This is a genomic window from Lysinibacillus sp. G01H, from assembly GCF_028872195.1.
Taxonomy (GTDB): Bacteria; Bacillota; Bacilli; order Bacillales_A; family Planococcaceae; genus Lysinibacillus; species Lysinibacillus capsici.
This window is the reverse complement of the sequence record NZ_CP118397.1, coordinates 4,095,724-4,113,564: the sequence shown is the minus strand read 5'-3', so window position 1 is coordinate 4,113,564 and position 17,841 is coordinate 4,095,724. Positions and strand designations below refer to the sequence as shown.

At 37.0% G+C, this 17,841-nt stretch carries 13 protein-coding genes and 1 riboswitch; of the genes, 10 read left to right on the top strand and 3 right to left on the bottom strand.

The window, feature by feature from the left end:
* Positions 1-53 precede the first annotated feature (53 nt).
* From PSR12_RS20905 to PSR12_RS20860, 10 genes are all read left to right on the top strand, one after another.
* Entirely contained in the window at positions 54-1,070 is a 1,017-nt protein-coding gene (locus tag PSR12_RS20905; protein WP_274770386.1) for a YdcF family protein, read from the top strand.
* Between the two features lie 71 nt (positions 1,071-1,141).
* Positions 1,142-2,428, top strand: coding sequence for an SEL1-like repeat protein (locus tag PSR12_RS20900; protein ID WP_274770385.1), 1,287 nt, complete (start codon positions 1,142-1,144; stop codon positions 2,426-2,428).
* Positions 2,429-3,058: 630 nt separating this feature from the next.
* On the top strand, positions 3,059-4,351 hold the full coding sequence (locus tag PSR12_RS20895) for a globin-coupled sensor protein (protein ID WP_274770384.1): 1,293 nt from the start codon (positions 3,059-3,061) through the stop codon (positions 4,349-4,351).
* A 237-nt stretch (positions 4,352-4,588) separates the two neighbouring features.
* Positions 4,589-5,983, top strand: a complete 1,395-nt coding sequence (locus PSR12_RS20890) for a protoporphyrinogen oxidase (protein WP_274770383.1) — start codon at positions 4,589-4,591, stop codon at positions 5,981-5,983.
* Positions 5,984-6,082: 99 nt separating this feature from the next.
* A riboswitch (SAM riboswitch) is annotated at positions 6,083-6,183 on the top strand.
* Between the two features lie 88 nt (positions 6,184-6,271).
* On the top strand, positions 6,272-8,119 hold the full coding sequence (locus tag PSR12_RS20885; protein WP_274770381.1) for a bifunctional homocysteine S-methyltransferase/methylenetetrahydrofolate reductase: 1,848 nt from the start codon (positions 6,272-6,274) through the stop codon (positions 8,117-8,119).
* A complete protein-coding gene (metH, locus tag PSR12_RS20880) occupies positions 8,112-11,543 on the top strand; it encodes a methionine synthase (RefSeq protein WP_274770379.1) in 3,432 nt (1,143 codons plus the stop codon). The genes PSR12_RS20885 and metH overlap by 8 nt, the downstream gene beginning before the upstream one ends.
* Before the next feature lie 95 nt (positions 11,544-11,638).
* Positions 11,639-12,139 carry a GNAT family N-acetyltransferase gene (locus PSR12_RS20875; RefSeq protein ID WP_274770378.1) on the top strand — a complete coding sequence of 167 codons (501 nt, stop codon included), beginning with the start codon at positions 11,639-11,641 and terminating at the stop codon, positions 12,137-12,139.
* 109 nt (positions 12,140-12,248) lie between these two features.
* A complete protein-coding gene (locus PSR12_RS20870) occupies positions 12,249-13,280 on the top strand; it encodes a Delta(5) desaturase DesA (RefSeq protein ID WP_221682981.1) in 1,032 nt (343 codons plus the stop codon).
* Between the two features lie 130 nt (positions 13,281-13,410).
* The gene (locus PSR12_RS20865; protein WP_439331365.1) at positions 13,411-14,559 is read left to right on the top strand and encodes a sensor histidine kinase; all 1,149 of its coding nucleotides are present in this window, start codon (positions 13,411-13,413) and stop codon (positions 14,557-14,559) included.
* Between the two features lie 16 nt (positions 14,560-14,575).
* A complete protein-coding gene (locus tag PSR12_RS20860) occupies positions 14,576-15,187 on the top strand; it encodes a response regulator transcription factor (protein WP_004224461.1) in 612 nt (203 codons plus the stop codon).
* 44 nt (positions 15,188-15,231) lie between these two features.
* Here the strand turns inward: PSR12_RS20860 and PSR12_RS20855 are convergent, their stop codons facing one another.
* The 3 genes from PSR12_RS20855 to PSR12_RS20845 form a co-directional block, all read right to left on the bottom strand.
* Complete coding sequence (locus PSR12_RS20855; RefSeq protein WP_048394992.1) at positions 15,232-16,206, bottom strand: proline dehydrogenase family protein; 975 nt, start codon at positions 16,204-16,206, stop codon at positions 15,232-15,234.
* A 74-nt stretch (positions 16,207-16,280) separates the two neighbouring features.
* Positions 16,281-17,033 (bottom strand): ABC transporter permease, encoded by a 753-nt coding sequence (locus PSR12_RS20850; RefSeq protein WP_221682980.1) that lies wholly within the window; start codon positions 17,031-17,033, stop codon positions 16,281-16,283.
* Positions 17,030-17,761 carry an ABC transporter ATP-binding protein gene (locus PSR12_RS20845; protein ID WP_221682979.1) on the bottom strand — a complete coding sequence of 244 codons (732 nt, stop codon included), beginning with the start codon at positions 17,759-17,761 and terminating at the stop codon, positions 17,030-17,032. The genes PSR12_RS20850 and PSR12_RS20845 overlap by 4 nt, the downstream gene beginning before the upstream one ends.
* Positions 17,762-17,841 lie beyond the last annotated feature (80 nt).

The following is a 17,841-nucleotide window of genomic DNA, read 5'->3' as shown; positions in this document are numbered from 1 at the left end:
ATAGTGGCAGATGTAATGATTGTAGGAATTATACAATAGGAAGGAGTGAAAAAATGCTACTAACTTTATCAATCTTACTTACCATTTTTATTATTTTGTACCTAACAGAAAAAAGGCGATTTCTTAACGCGGTAGCACTTGGCCTGATAGGTATGTATATTGTCAGAGCGTTCATTATTCATTATCCTTTATTGCTACCGAATGATCAGGGGATTATTTCCGAAATGGGGATATTCATTATATTAGGAAGCTTTCCAAGTATTATGTTTATTTTATCGATAGCCATGTTTTTCAATAGTAAAGTATTATTGGAAAAGGAAGGACGCAAATTTCGTAACTTAATGTTAGCCATATTGGGGCTAAGTTTTGTTATTATGATGTTATGGTATGTATTCGTCATTTTTATTGAAATTGAAAATGTATTTTGGCATATTCTTTTCTTCTATGCGTTTTTGATTTTTGGCTATACAATGTTCTTATATACTAGTGTCCTTGCTTATTCAATATTGTATCTTCTTACACCAATACGTTATGAACCAAATTACATCATTGCATTAGGTTCAGGGTTAATTGGCGATACAGTACCTCCGCTTTTAGCAAGTCGTTTAGATGAAGCAGTAAGGCAATTTATAAAATATGAGATGAAGCCTTATATCATTGTCTCTGGTGGTCAAGGAAATGATGAAAAGGTATCAGAAGCATATGCAATGAAACAATACCTATTAGAAGTACATCATATTCCGACTGACAAGATAGTAATGGAGGATCGTTCAGCCAATACAGAACAAAATATGATCTTTTCAAAGCAAATAATGGACCACCATTCTCATGGAGAGAACTATCGCTCCATTTTTGTTACGAATAATTTCCATGTGTTTCGCGCAAGTATTTATGCTAGGAAAGCAGCATTAGACGCCGAGGGAATTGGCTCAAAAACTGCTTTTTACTATGTTCCTAATGCATTCACACGAGAATTTATAGGCTTATTAGCCATGTATAAATGGACCCATGTCACAGTATTTTTAATTATTACGCTTTTCATAGGCTTACTATTGAGAGCATATGTGTAACCAAACTTCAACTGTCTTCCATATAATAGTGGTAAGGCAGTTTTTTACATAGTGTGCAAGGGAGGAAAATAATGTACGAGCAAATTTTAGCCAAGCGAAATAAAGAACGAATAATTTCCCTACAAAATCTTACACAAACTCAAGATCAGTGGTTTGCTCAAAATATAAAATTACTTACATTCGCAGAAGTTAACCTAACAGCCTTGCAGAAAATACTGTATCAAGTAGTACGAGGATTATTAAAAGAACAGCAACAACGTCATTTGCAGATTGTCCATACAGTGCAATCTCAATCGATTCAGGAGAATGTATTAACGCTGTTGGCAGAATATGATGATGTCTTGCGCGATGCCATTCCACAGCCTGTCTATATACTCATTTGGCAAATTTCTTCGCTAGAAAAGTTAAAAAACAGTATAGAAGTAGTAGATGATGTGCTTGATATTGTGGAGTGGTATTTTCGCCATCAAGATGAACAAGTTGCTGTTCTAGATGAAGAGGACTTAGATCATGAGCTCATTATTGATTTGTATAAAGAAGCGGTTGAAGAGCAGGATGGTGATGCCCAATATCAACTGGGCGAATACTATAATTCTAGAGAGGGTAAACATTTTCAACCTGAAAAATCATTGAAATGGTTTGAGCTAGCTGCTGCCCAAGGAAATGCAGATGCTCAATATATGCTTGGGAATTTTTGCTTCGGGGGCATAGGTATGGAGGAAAATTATTCCCTTGCCTTTTCATACTATGAAAAAGCAGCTTTACAGGGACATGCGGATGCTGCCAATAATTTAGCAGATATGTACTTTAATGGCGAAGGTGTATCAACGGATTATACATTAGCAAAAAAGTGGTTTGATTATGCTGCACAAAAGAATGTGGCAGAGGCAATGTTTACGTTAGGGATTATTTATGAGCAGGGGTTAGGCGTTGAGGTAGATGTGAAAGAGGCTTTTAACGCCTATAAAAAATCAGCTGAGGCAGGGTATGTGGAAGCACAATATCGACTTGGTGGAATTTATTTAGAGGGACGCTTAGGCCAAGTGAAAGATGTCAATCGTGGTCTGTTTTGGTATGAAAGAGCTGCAGAGCAATATCATGTAGATGCCTTTTATGATTTAGGTTATATATGGAGTAATGGTCTGGCTGGAATTCGCAATCTCGAAAAAGGTATACATTGGTTTAAGCAGGCCGCACTTCAAGGAGATGTAGAAGCCAAGCTACAGTTAGGGCATATTTTTAATAAAGATACAGGGTTAGAAAGAAATCTAAAAGAAGCTATTAAATGGTATGGACTCGCGGCAGATGCAGGATCCGAAGAAGCGGCTAAAATATTACAGGAACTTAAAGGATTGTAAATTTAGTGTTAAAAAAACATAGGTTTTTAGAATGATTTATATTGCTATAGTTTATGGGTATTTAAGTCTAAATTAGACAGCTATTTAAGAGTATTTAGATAGATGATGATTGAGGGTAAAAAATATTAGTATAGTGAAATTTGAAGATGATCAATAAAAAAGTAGAATAAATATAAAACAAGTAAGCATAATAAACAAAAAAATAGTTAAAAAAGCTACCCAATAATATTGTGGTAGCTTTTTCATTGTTTATTACGCTTTATTTAACAACAAGGACTTTTTATACATTTTGTGTAAAAAAATGGTATTCATAAGATTGACAGTCATTTATAAAATGATTAATGTAAATGAGTGATTTTGAAAAGAAGCATACGTAAATAATTTACTGATAGTCATGTAGTGACTATATCTGTTTGCTGAAAGCATATAATCTTAGGATAAATTGAGTAAAGGGGTACCCGACATACTTTGGGAGGAAGTCTGTCATACGGAATTGCGCTATTGAATGTAACCATTAAATCTGACTAATCTGATTTTATCGGTATTTTTTCGTGTATCCATCAATATGTTAAAAGGGATTTGATGTTTCTCAGCCTGATGAAAGTAAACGGAATGAAAGAGGGAAGATGTGTGATTTTTCAAAAACAGAGAAAGACTAAGGTATTGGATTTACAGCAATACACAGTGAAAATGGATTTGTCCTCTCGTCAATCGATGGCGAAGCAAATTGAAATGCTGAACTTAACGAAGAACGACTTACAATATTTAAAAGCTTTCCAGCCAATAGTTATGCATAATGTAGATCACATCGTAAACCGTTTTTACAACATGATTGGAACAGAGCATCATTTGGTAGATATTATCAGTCATCATAGTTCTGTAGAAAAGCTTAAAGTAACATTACGGCAACATATTATTGAAATGTTTAACGGAACCATTGATGAGATGTATTACCAAAGGCGTGTAAAAATTGCAAAGGTGCATGTCCACATTGGGCTTAGAACACAGTGGTATATCTGTGCATTCCAAGATTTATCGATATCATTTATTGATTTAGTCGAAAAAAATATAGAATTTCCACAAGATCAATTTAATACGATCAGAGCTATATCGAAAATTTGTAATTTTGAGCAACAACTCGTTTTAGAAGCTTTTGAAAACACTGTGGAACAACTGAAAGAAAAAATGGTTCATGAAAAAGAAGCGATTGAACGACAGATTGTAGATTCTTCGGAAGCACTTGCAGCTATCTCGCAGGAAACCAATAATTCATTTTCCTGCTTAAGTAAGCAATCTGACGAAATTAAACATTTGGCAAAAAAATCACTCGATTTGTCTACACTGGCTGAAAACCAAGCACTTGAGGGTCGCGAGCGTTTAAAAAATCAATCACAAAATATGCTAAATATTAGTCATTCTCTTCATGATATAGAAGAAAATATTGAACAATTATCAGGTATGTCTAAGGAAATGGAAACAATCATGAGTGTTGTGACCAATATTGCGAATCAAACAAATCTATTGGCTTTAAATGCAGCAATTGAAGCAGCACGTGCTGGGGAAGCGGGAAAGGGCTTTAGTGTAGTGGCCGATGAAGTACGGAAATTATCAATTCAGACAAAAGAATCTGTTACAGCGGTGGCTTTGTTATTGAAAAAGACAGGTGAACGAACAGAGAAACTAGAGTATTCTTTGACAAATATTCAAGAAGAAGTTGCAGCAGGTGAAGAAAATATGTTACAAACTGAAGGCCAATTTACGAGTATATTGGGAGCCATGACAGAGGCAAAAGATCAAAATGAGTGTATGGCAACAAAAATACAAGCAATTGTAGGCATATTAAGTGAATTAGGCACTTCATTTACTGAGGTAACAAATTCAGCAGAAAAATTAGCGAGCTTTGCGCAAAATTTAAAAGGATAGACTACTAACAACATCCTATTTTTTATGTTTTTAGACGTAATAAACACTATAGTACCTATTAAAATGTTTGTTGTGAAGCCATCGTTATAGAGGATCAATCTTATAGAGATTCAGAAAGTAAGAGCTATTTCACTGATGAAATAGCTCTATTTTTGCTAAATTTGTAAAGGGTTTAACGTAATTTTCAATGAAAAAAAGATTATACTGTAGAAAGAATGAATAATAGGGGCGGTTATGATGAAAACAGTTGTTGTTTTAGGCGGCGGTATTACAGGACTATGTACAATGCATTATTTGCAACGTCAAGTGAAGGAACATAATTTAAATGTTCGTCTAGTGCTTATAGAAAAAAATACATATTTAGGAGGCAAATTATATTCAGTACATGAACAAGGTTTCATCATGGAAACGGGTGCTGATTCTATTGTAGCCCGTCATCAAGGCGTTATGGAACTCGTGCAGGAGCTTGATTTTGAGGCGGAACTAGTTTACAACGAAACAGGTATTTCTTATATTTATACGAATAATGAGTTACATGCTATTCCGGCAGATTCAACTTTCGGAATACCGATGAGTTTAGCATCCTTAGAGGAAAGTACACTTATTTCCGAGCAAGGAAAAAAAGAAGCGTTGAAGGATTTAACATTGCCAAACAATGGCTTCACAAAGGAAAGTTCAATCGGTGAATTTTTAACTTACTATTTAGGAGAGGAACTGGTGAAAAATCAAATTGCACCAGTCCTTGCAGGTGTTTATTCGGGAGATTTACATCAGCTTTCTATTGGCTCTACTTTACCGTATTTGATTGATTATAAGAATGATTATGGAAGTATTATTAAAGGCTTTGATGCGAATCGTGAGCAATTTGTTAAAGCAGCGAACAAAAAATTTATATCGTTTAAAAAAGGTTTATCTTCTTTAATTGATCGACTTGAACAAACCTTATCCGATGTAGAAATTATCAAGGGTGTTACTACGTTAAATGTTCAAAAACAAGATAAGAACTACACTATTTCCTTAGCTAATGGTGAAATTATTGAGTCAGATTATGTCGTTTTAGCATTACCGAACGATACTGTCCAAAATCTGCTACAGGATGAATCTTTAAACCGCTATTTTGATCGATTTACGACAGCGTCAGCGATTACTATCTATTTAGGTTTTGATGTGCCAGATGCTAAATTGCCAGCAGATGGAACAGGCTATATTGTTTCCCATAATTCAGACGTTACTTGTAATGCAGCAACTTGGACTAGTCGTAAATGGAAGCATACATCGAAAGAAAATAAATTACTTGTGCGACTCTTTTATAAGAGCATCAATCCAGCCTATGAGCAACTACGTGCCATGACGGATGAAGAATTGGCAGCAGTTGCTTTAGAAGATGTGAGAAAGAGCCTAGGAATAGAGGAGCAACCAACCGTTGTGAATGTAACAAAATGGATTGATCAAATGCCTAAATATGATCTAGCGCATCGTGAGGCATTACAAGGATTACTACAAGAATTACATGAGAAATATCCTAATTTATCGATTGCAGGGTGCTCATATTTTGGCGTAGGTATCGGTGCTTGCATTCAAAATGGGAAAAAAATTGGCGAAGAGCTTGCAAAGAAACTTGCCAATTTCTAAGATTTTAAGTGGAAAAAAACTTTGTTATGTGAAATAGTCTTGACTCATTCGTCAGTAAACGATATGATTCTTTTAATTATTTAAAAAATTCATACTTAATTCTTATCAAGAGAAGCAGAGGGACTGGCCCATTGAAGCTTCAGCAACCAACTTTATTGTCAGGTGCTAAATCCAGAAGACCGTTGAGTCGAAGATGAGAAGGAACAACAATGATGAATCGTTAAAGCCTTCTTTTTTATGAAAGAAGGCTTTTTATTATATAGAGACATAGGAAGAGAGGCTAATTTTATGGGATTGCTTGAAAGGTTAAAAACGCATGTATTGACGGCAGACGGTGCAATAGGCACAGTGCTATATGGCTATGGATTGGAGTATTGCCATGAGGAAATGAATGTTCAGAGACCCGAGTTAATTGAAAAGATTCATAGAGAATATATTGCAGCTGGTGCTGACATCATTCAAACGAATACGTACGGTGCAAATGCCATTAAATTAGCTCGCTATGGATTAGAATCACGTGTCCAACAATTTAATGAAGCTGCTATCACCATCGCAAAACGAGCAGCGGCTGATGGCGGTCAATTTGTTTTAGGAACAATTGGTGGTATTCGGGGAATTCGTAAAAGTGATGCAACCTTGGATGAAATATTAGCGACTATTGAAGAACAAGCAAGAGTCTTACTTGCAGGGAATCCAGATGGCCTTTTACTTGAAACTTATTATGATTTTGAAGAATTAACAGCAACCTTAAAGATGCTACGAGAAAAAACAAAATTGCCGATTATTGCACAAGTTTCTATGCATGAGCCTGGTGTTTTACAAAATGGGATGACTTTAAATAATGCTCTCCATGAGCTTGAAGCCCTAGGTGCTGATATTGTTGGTGTCAATTGTCGACTAGGTCCACACCATACAATTCTGGCATTTGAGGGTGTAGAACTTCCTCATAAGGCATTTATGTCAGCCTATCCAAATGCTTCACTTCTGGACTTAGAGGATGGGCGTGTCGTTTATGAGTCAGAAGCTGATTATTTTGGTCGAGCGGCTGTTGAATTGCGTGATCAAGGTGTACGCTTAATAGGGGGCTGTTGTGGTACAACACCCAAACATATTGCAGCAGCAAAGAAGTATTTAGAAGAGTTATCACCGGTTCAGGAGAAGCATGCGAAGCCTAAAAAGATTGAGATTGTTCGAGAAGCGGAGCCAACAAAGTATGAGCCTCTTCATGAAAAAGTTAAACGTGAACGCTCTGTCATAGTAGAGTTGGATACACCTAGACATTTAGAGATCGATGGGTTCCTTGAAGGAGCAAAGCAATTATATGATGCAGGTGCAGATGTAGTTATGATGGCAGACAATTCACTGGCCTCTCCACGTATTAGTAATATTGCAATGGGCGCATTGTTGAAGAGCACACATAGTGTACGCCCACTAACTCATATTACATGTCGCGATCGTAATTTAATTGGTCTACAATCCCATTTAATGGGGTTAAATGCTTTAGGTATTCATGATGTGTTGGCCGTTACGGGTGATCCAACGAAAGTAGGAGATTTCCCAGGTGCGACAAGTGTTTATGATGTATCTTCCATGGAGCTAATCCAATTAATTAAGCAATTAAATGAAGGGGTCTCGTTCTCAGGTAAGCCACTTCGTAAAAAAGCAAATTTTTCAGTTGCTGCTGCATTTAATCCAAACGTCCGTGTGTTAGATCGTGCTGTGACACGCTTGGAGAAGAAAATTGAGCATGGGGCAGACTATTTCATTTCTCAACCAGTATATACGAAAGAGAAGATTGTAGAGATTTATGAGGCAACAAAGCATTTACAAGCTCCAATATACATCGGTATTATGCCTGTTACGAGTTATAAAAGCGCTGAATTTTTACATCATGAAGTGCCAGGTATCAAATTATCTGAAGATGCCTTAACAAGAATGAAAGCATGTGGAGAAGATAAAGAAAAGGCAACATTGGAAGGGATTGCTATTGCCAAAGAATTAGTAGAAGAGGCTACGCAATATTTCAATGGGATTTACCTTATTACACCATTTTTACGTTACGATGTGACACTAGAGTTGATGAAATATATAGAGCAATTGGATGAACAGAAAAAAGGAGTAAGTATACATGGCTAAGCACTCGATTGAAGAGCAACTAGAGAAACGTATTTTAATTCTTGATGGCGCAATGGGAACAATGCTACAAAATGAAAATTTATCAGCAGAGGATTTTGGTGGCGAGGAACTTGATGGCTGTAATGAAAATCTTGTGCTTACTAGACCAGATGTCATTGAAAAAATTCACCATAAATACTTAGAGGCAGGCGCAGATATTATTTGTACAAATACATTTGGTGGGACGCCTCTTGTGTTAAATGAATATGATCTTGGCACAAAAGCAGAAGAAATTAATAAGCGTGCAGTGGAAATTGCTCGCCAAGCAGTGGATCGTTATTCCACATCGGATTGGCCACGTTTTGTTGCAGGGGCTATGGGGCCAACAACAAAAACGTTATCAGTAACTGGTGGTATTACATTTGATGAGCTAGAGGAAAATTTTTATGTACAGGCAAAGGCATTAATTGTGGCAGGAGCCGACGTTTTGTTATTAGAAACAAGTCAGGATATGCTCAATGTCAAAGCAGGCACACTTGGCGTAAAGCGCGCTTTTGCATCAACGGGAAAAGAGCTACCCGTCATGATTTCAGGAACAATAGAACCGATGGGTACAACGCTTGCAGGGCAAACAATCGATGCCTTTTATATTTCGATCGAGCATATTAAACCATTATCAGTTGGCCTAAACTGTGCGACAGGACCTGAGTTTATGACGGATCACATTCGTTCATTAGCAGAGCTTTCAACAGGCTATATTAGCTGTTATCCAAATGCTGGCTTGCCAGATGAAGAAGGGTGTTATCATGAATCACCGGAATCGCTATCGCAAAAATTAAAAGGTTTTGCAGAAAAAGGTTGGCTTAATATTGTAGGTGGATGTTGTGGGACGACACCGGCTCATATTGCAGCCATTCGTGAGGTCTTAAAAGATGAAAAACCTCGCCAATTACCAGAAAAAACACATGGTCATGCAGTATCAGGAATTGAACCGTTATTGTATGACGATTCTATGCGTCCGTTATTTATTGGGGAGAGAACAAATGTAATTGGCTCTCGTAAATTTAAGAATTTAATCATCGATGGGAAATTTGAGGAGGCCGCAGAGATTGCACGTGCTCAAGTCAAAAATGGTGCACATGTTATTGATATTTGTTTAGCCAACCCTGATCGCGATGAATTAGCCGATATGCGTGGTTTTATGCAGGAGGTTGTAAAAAAGGTTAAGGTGCCTCTTGTGATTGACTCAACTGATGAAAAAGTAATTGAGGAAGCATTAAAGTTTTCACAAGGGAAAGCCATCATTAACTCTATTAATCTAGAGGATGGTGAAGAACGATTTGATGCAGTATTACCACTCGTGAAAAAATATGGTGCATCGTTAGTTGTCGGAACGATAGATGAAAAGGGAATGGCGGTTGACCGTCATCGAAAGCTCGAAATTGCCGAGCGCTCCTATCAACTTTTAACGGAGAAATGGGGGATTGCACCAGAGGATATCATTTTCGACCCATTAATGTTCCCTGTAGGAACTGGGGATGAGCAGTATATTGGTTCAGCGTTAGAAACGATTGAAGGCATTCGTCTCATCAAAGAAAAATTGCCGCAGACATTGACGGTACTTGGCGTAAGTAATATCTCATTTGGCTTACCACCAGTTGGTCGTGAAGTACTGAATGCTGTTTATCTCTATCATTGTACACAGGCGGGCTTAGATTATGCCATTGTTAATACAGAGAAATTGGAGCGTTATGCATCCATCCCTGAAGAGGAAATCAAACTCGCAAATGACCTGCTCTTTAATACAAATGATGAAACATTAGCAGTGTTTACAGATTTTTATCGAGATAAAAAGAAGGAGAAAACGGAAGCTGATATTCCGAAAACGGTTGAAGGTCGTTTAGCTTACTATATATTAGAAGGTACCAAAGAAGGGCTAATTGAGGATTTAGACGCTGCAAGGGAAATCTTCGAGGCGCCACTTGATATAATTAATGGTCCTTTAATGGAGGGCATGGCTGAGGTAGGTCGATTATTTAATGATAATCAACTCATTGTAGCAGAGGTCTTACAATCAGCAGGTGTGATGAAGGCCGCAGTTGCTCATTTAGAGCAATTCATGGAGAAGGATGAAGAGAGTGCTGGAAAAGGGAAAATGGTACTTGCTACGGTAAAAGGCGATGTTCACGATATTGGGAAAAACCTGGTTGATATTATATTAAGTAATAATGGCTATAAGGTAGTCGATTTGGGCATTAAAGTAACCCCTGCCCAATTGATTGATGCGATTCGTAAGGAAAAACCTGATTTTATTGGGCTGTCAGGTTTACTCGTGAAATCAGCGCAACAGATGGTCATTACTGCTCAGGATTTTAAAGAGGCAGGAATTGATGTTCCTATTTTAGTTGGTGGGGCTGCACTTTCACGTCGTTTTACTGAAACAAAAATTGCAGATGAATATGGTGGTCCTGTTATTTATTCAAAGGATGCTATGCAAGGCTTAGAGCAAGCGAATCTATTAATGGGTGAAGGGACACGTGAAAATTTCTTAGCAGAAATTGAAGAATCCCGTCAAAAACGTTTAGAGGCCGATGAAAAACGAGCTGCTCGTCCGGCAAAAGAGGTAACAATAAAGCCTGCACGAACAGTTAAAGGAGCGCCAGTATTTTTACCAGCTGATTTACGACGTCATGTGAAAAAAGTCTATTCTGTATCTCATTTATATCCTTATGTTAATATGCGTACATTACTGGGACACCATCTAGGTTTGAAAGGGCAAGTTCAGCAATTGCTTGATGCGGGTGATTCAAGAGCAACAGAGCTCAAGGATTTAGTAGATGATTATTTAAAAAGTGATCTATTAAAGCCATCTGGTTTGTATCAATTTTTCCCTGCTCAAGCAGATGGTGATGATGTCGTTGTGTATGACCCTGCTGATAGTAAGACAGAAATTGAGCGTTTTACCTTCCCTCGTCAGCAGGTTGAACCATTTTTATGTCTTGCAGATTTCTTAAAAACGGTAGAGAGCAGTGAAATGGACTATATTGCACTCATGGTTGTAACAGCAGGTCAAGGAGTTATGGCTAAAGCCCGCCAGTTAAAAGAGGATGGGAAATTCCTTGAAAGTCATGCCTTGCAATCCACTGCTTTAGAATTAGCAGAGGGCTTTGCTGAACGTATGCATCAGGAAATTCGTGATCAATGGGGCTTCCCTGATGCAACAGATTTCACTATGAGAGATCGTTTTGCTGCAAAATATCAAGGTCAACGGTTTTCATTCGGATATCCTGCATGTCCTAACTTGGAGGATCAAGAGAAACTATTCGGCCTATTAAAACCTGAGGATATTGGTGTCCATCTTACAGAAGGCTTTATGATGGAGCCAGAAGCATCTGTATCTGCCATCGTTTTTGCTCATCCTGATGCTCGCTACTTCAATGTTTAAGGCATAAAATAAGAGGAGATAGATAGTCTATTCAAGGACTGTCTATCTCTGTTTCTTTATAGAAGAAAACAATTTGGTTAAGGGAAGTGAGCAGAATGATACGATTCATGGAAGAAAAAGATATTCCTGAGGTTTTGGCTATCTATAATGATATTATTTTAACAAGCAAGGCTGTCTATCGATACGAAATACAAACTTTTGATGAAAAAGTACAGTGGTTTAAGGAACAACAAGCATTAGATAATCCTTTACTTGTATTTGAGGATAATGGGCTTGTTGCTGGCTTTGCTACCTATAGTCAATTCCGTCCTTATCCAGGTTATAAATATACAATGGAGCACTCTGTCTATGTGCATAAAGAGCATTATCAAAAAGGGATTGCGACAAAGCTCATGAACAAGCTGATAGCGATGGCTGAAGAAAATGGTGTCAAAACGCTTGTTGCTGGTATTGATGGAGAAAACATTGGTAGTATTAAAGCACATGAAAAATTAGGCTTTGAATATGCAGGAACCATTAAAAATGCAGGCTATAAATTTGAACAATGGCTAGACCTTGTGTTCTTTCAACTTCATTTGACTGGACCGAAATCATAAAAGGATATGACAAATGTCATATCCTTTTTGTGATGTTTGCGTCTGTTACTGACTTGTGTTCTTGTTTTATGATGAGATCATAAGAAAAAAAGAAACGAGGGAGTAAAAGATGGCAACTATTAAAGAAAAAACAAAAAAGTTACGCCAAGATGTAGCGCCATTTGCCAAATCAGATACGCGTAAAAGTGTTTTTCAGATTATAAATACAATTGTACCGTTAATTGCATTATGGGTGGCTGGTTACTTGTTAGTGGATGTATCACCTTGGCTAACAGTTGGCTTAAGTGCCATTTCAGCAGGTTTTGTCGTACGAACTTTTATTATTTTTCATGATTGTACACACGGGTCATTTTTCAAAAGTAAAAAGGCAAACGACTGGGTTGGATTTTTTACTGGGGTGCTAACATCATTCCCTTATGAAAAATGGAAACGTGAGCATACAATTCACCATGCAACAAGCTCAAACTTAGACAAGCGTGGTATCGGTGATATTGATATGATGACAGTTGAAGAATATATGCAAGCCTCAAAAGGGCAACGTCTATGGTACCGCTTCTATCGTAATCCATTTGTGATGTTTGGATTAGGCCCACTTTATATGGTTCTTGTCTTAAATCGTTTTAATCGTAAGGATGCGAAGAAGAAGGAACGTCTCAATACAATTTTAACGAATATTACCATTGTGGGAATTTGTGCCGCTTTAATTTTCTTCATGGGCTGGCAAGCGTTTTTATTAGTGCAAGGCGTTACTTTATTTATTGCAGGTTCTTTAGGAATTTGGTTATTTTACATCCAGCATACGTATGAAGATTCTTATTTTGAACACGATTCAGAGTGGGATTATGTGAAAGCTGCAGTTGAAGGAAGCTCGTATTATAAATTGCCAAAACTTTTACAATGGGTAACAGGGAATATTGGTTTCCATCATGTTCATCACTTAGCTCCTCGTGTACCTAATTATAATCTTGAAAAGGCACACAATGAGACACCGCCATTACACATGGCAACAACGATTACTTTACGTACGAGTTTAGAATCACTACGTTACAAGTTATATGATGAAGATCAAGGTAAATTTGTAACGTTTAAAGAAGTAAATGAAATTATAAAACGTAAAGAAAGAGGCAGTATTGCCGCTTAGTTGATAACAGCCATCTCTGCAAGAGAGATGGCTGTTTTATGTAAAGAGAGGACTATGGGTCAAAGCATCTACAGGCATAAATTTAATTTTCTTGTTATAATAAGGGAAAAGTAGGAAAGAGCGTGAGATTATGTTGAGGAAATGGCATAGTATTATTCCGAATAGTCCGATGCTCAGTGTATATTTGTGGATAATTTTTTGTTTCCTACCGTTTTTCTTCATTTTTAGGAAATCATCTTATATCGAAATATCGATAGGTATTACATTTTTAATGCTCTATTTTATCTTCTATCGATTTGCCATGAATTCGAAAAGCGGTTTAGTTTATATGTGGATTAGCTTTGAAATGGTCATAAATATTATTATGACCATCTTGTATGGCTATGTCTATTTGTCCATTTTCACAGCATTTTTTATTGGCAATATCCGAAGACCCGTCGGCTTTTATATTATGTATGGTCTACATATTGGATTTACAGTTATTTCAGCAGGTGCTGGATTCTTTGTAGAGCTCAACCTATTTTTATCACAGTTGCCTTTCGTTGTATTAACTATTTTAGCTGTTGTCCTTTTACCGCTAACGCTTTATTCCAAAAATAAACGTGAAAATTTAGAGGGACAGTTAGAAACAGCCAATGAACGTATTGCTGAATTAATTGTTTTTGAAGAACGACAAAGAATAGCTCGAGATTTGCATGATACATTAGGACAAAAATTGTCCATGATAGGTTTGAAGAGTGATCTAGCTTCTAGGTTGATTGAACGAGATCCCCAGCAAGCCTTGATTGAGATTAAGGATATACGCCAGACGGCTAGTATTGCCTTAAAAGAGGTTCGGGAATTAGTTTCAGATATGCGTACAGCAAAATTTGAAGATGAGATCATGCGTATTTCACAAATACTAAAGGCAGCTGAAATGGAGTTTGTCTTTGAGGGTGATAAAAACGCATTGCAAGTTCCACCACTTGTAGAGAATGTTTTATCTATGTGCTTAAAAGAGGCGGTTAATAATGTTGTCAAACATAGTGGAGCAACAAAATGTGAAATTGCTTTCCATCAAAATTTTAAAGAAGTTTATTTGGTAGTGCGAGATAACGGACAGGGTATTACGAAAAAACAAGCCTGGAGAACTGGTAATGGATTGAAAGGAATGCGGGAACGTTTAGAGTTTATTAATGGGTCCTTTAAAATTGAAAGTGTTGAGGGCACCACATTAACGGTAACTATCCCAGTAGCTATTACGCATCAGAATGTCAAAGACAATCTGAAGAACATATAGAAAAGAGGATTGTGACATGATACGAATTGTGATTGCTGAAGATCAGGGGATGCTATTAGGCGCGCTTCGCTCTTTACTTAGTATGGAGGAGGATATGGAGGTTGTTGGCTTAGCAAAAAATGGTGAAGAAGCATTGATGCTTGTGGAAGAGCATCAGCCTGATATTTGTGTTATGGATATTGAAATGCCGGTGAAAACGGGACTAGACGCAGCAGAAGAAATGCATAGCACTGGCTCAGGTTGTAAAGTCATTATTTTAACTACATTTGCTAGACCTGGTTATTTCGAACGTGCTAGAAAAGCGAGTGTCAGAGGCTATTTATTAAAGGATAGCCCTATAGAGGAGTTAGTGAGCGCAATCCGTACAATAATGGATGGTAAACGCATTTATGCGCCAGAGCTCGTTGATTTTGTCTATGAAGACGATAGTGAAAATCCTTTAACGGAGCGAGAGAGTCAAGTTCTGACACTTGTAGCAGAGGGCAAGACGACAAAGGAAATTGCTGCTGAGCTGTTTTTGTCTGCTGGCACAGTTCGTAACTATATTTCGACGATTTTAGAAAAACTAAACGTTGGTAATCGAATTGAGGCCATTGCACGCTTTAAAGAAAAAGGATGGAATAAATAAAATGAGAACCTTATCGCATCATAAGCGAAAAGGTTCTCATTTTTTTACTTATTGCGTTTAGTTAAACGACCAAGAACGAATGCACCTGCTGCTACTGCAAGAACAGTATTCGTTTTTTTCGTAAATACTTGTTTTGTGACAAGATTAAGGTTTTGAGGACGCTCAGCTAAACGGCGCATGAAATACCCGTACCAATCTTCGCCGAATGGAACGTATACACAGAAGTTATAGCCCTCTTTTGCAAGCTCTTTTTGCATATCTGTACGGAAACCATACAGCATTTGGAATTCAAATTTATCAAGCGGAATATTATGATCAGCTACAAAGCGTTTTACGTGCGCAATGATATTGTGATCATGAGTTGCGATTGATGTAAATTTACCGTTTAGTAGGTGATATTCAATCAACTCAATAAAGTTTAAATCAATATCTAATTTGTCTTGATAGGCTACTTCAACTGGCTCTTTATAAGCACCTTTTACGATACGTAAACGGTAGTCCTTAAATTTTTCAATATCATCTTTTGCACGGTAAAAGTATGATTGGATGACAGTACCAACATTATTAAATGTTTTCGATAATTCTTCCACCATATCGAAGGAAGTTTGTAGGCGTCCATAGTCTTCCATATCAAAGTTAACAAAGATATCATATGAAGCGGCTTTTTCTACAATCTCATACAGATTGTCATAACAAAAATCAACATCAATATCTAAGCCTAATTGAGATGGCTTTAATGAAATATGTGCAGCTACACCGTTTTCGTGAATAGCTTCGATCACAGTAAGGATTTTTTCTTTAGCAGCAGTCGCTTCTTCTTTGCTTGAAACAAATTCACCTAGGTTATCTACTGTACAAGAAATATTATGTGCATTTAGTTCTTTGATACTTGCAATTGTTTCTTCGATATTTGTACCAGCTACTACACTTTGTGCTCCTAATTTTAGGCCATATTTCTTTGCAGCACTATTTAATAGTTGGTTCTCAGATAAGTGGATGAAAAAATCGCGTAATAACATGGTCATTCTCCTAACTGCATTTTCTTTTTAGTATAACATAAATTATTTAAACTATATTACATTCAGCCTAACAATTATTTCATATCAAGTATTTGCATACGTTCATTAAATAGTGCAGGATAACTTAAAAAGCCAATCATAACGCTGGATAATGTTGCAGTTGTTAAGAGAGCAAAGATAATTAAAAGTTGAAATTGGACTGCCTGAAGAGGGTCGGCTCCCCCAATAATTTGACCACTCATCATACCTGGTAGCTGTACTAGTCCGATTGTTTTTTGACTCTCAATCGTAGGAATCATACTAGCTTTTATGGCATTAATTAATTGGCGATGAATAGCCTGTTTTGGTGTGCCACCCAGGGATAGTATTAGTTCCATTTGATCCTTATGGTTAGTAATTTCAGCTGTAAAACGATTTAAGAACAAAATGGATAGCACCATGGAATTACCAATTAGCATCCCGCTAATGGGAATGATATACTGAGCAGTTGCTGGAACAATATGAAAGCCTAGCAAAACACCTTGTGTAATTATTTCTACCATGACAAGAGTCAGTGCTATCTTCCAGGTGATTCCTTTAATACCTACTCCTTTTTTTCGTGCGTTTAACGTGGCCACGACAATCATTAGTGCTACCATCAGGAAAATATAGCTATAACTATTTGCATCAAACACAAATTTTAATATATAGCCGACAGCAAGCAATTGAATGATGGAGCGTAATGTTGCAATAAGTGTATCTTTTTCAAGATCTAACTTTAATATTTTGGATAGGAATAAAGGAATACAAACAAAAATTAATGTCAGTGATAAGGATGTAAACGTCATTTGTTTACCCCCTGTACAAACTCGGCAACACGTGGATTTGTTGGTGCATTGAGTAATGAACTTTTACCAGTTTCAACGAGCTCCCCATTCATCATAACCCATGTATAGTGACCAATCGTTAGCGCTTGTTGCAAATTATGGGTAATCCAAATCATGGTGACATTGTATTTTTTGTTAATGGTGACAATCAATTTTTCAATATCCTGTACGGATTGACGATCCAAAGCAGATGTTATTTCGTCTAATAATAAAATAGAGGATTGATTGATAAGTGTTCGAGCGATAGATACCTTTTGACGTTGTCCGCCAGATAGATCATTTGTAGATTGATGCAGGAAGCTTTCGTTTAACCCAACGTCCTCTAAATATTGAATAGCCTCCTGCTGCAAAAGTTTTTGTCCTTGCAGTGTACGGGGAAGAGCAAGATTCTCTAACACTGTACCTGCTATCATAGGAGCTGCCTGTAAAGCAATACCAACATGCCTTCTTAAAGCTGTTGGATCATATGTAGAAATAGGTTGATTATCAACGAGTATATGCCCATTTGATGGTGAGAGAAGGCCATTACATAATTTAAGTAAAGTTGTTTTACCAGCGCCAGAGGGACCAACGAGAGTGGTGATTTGCCCTTTTGGAAATGACCCAGTAATTGACTTTAATATCATTTTGTCATTTACTGAAAATTGAACTTGTTGAAAGTGAATGGCAGGTTCATATAACATATTCATCTATTGAAACTCCTTTACTTTAGTTAGTAAAATAACTGTAGCATGAAATGACTGGAAGATGGTGTTGAAAAAAGAAAGAA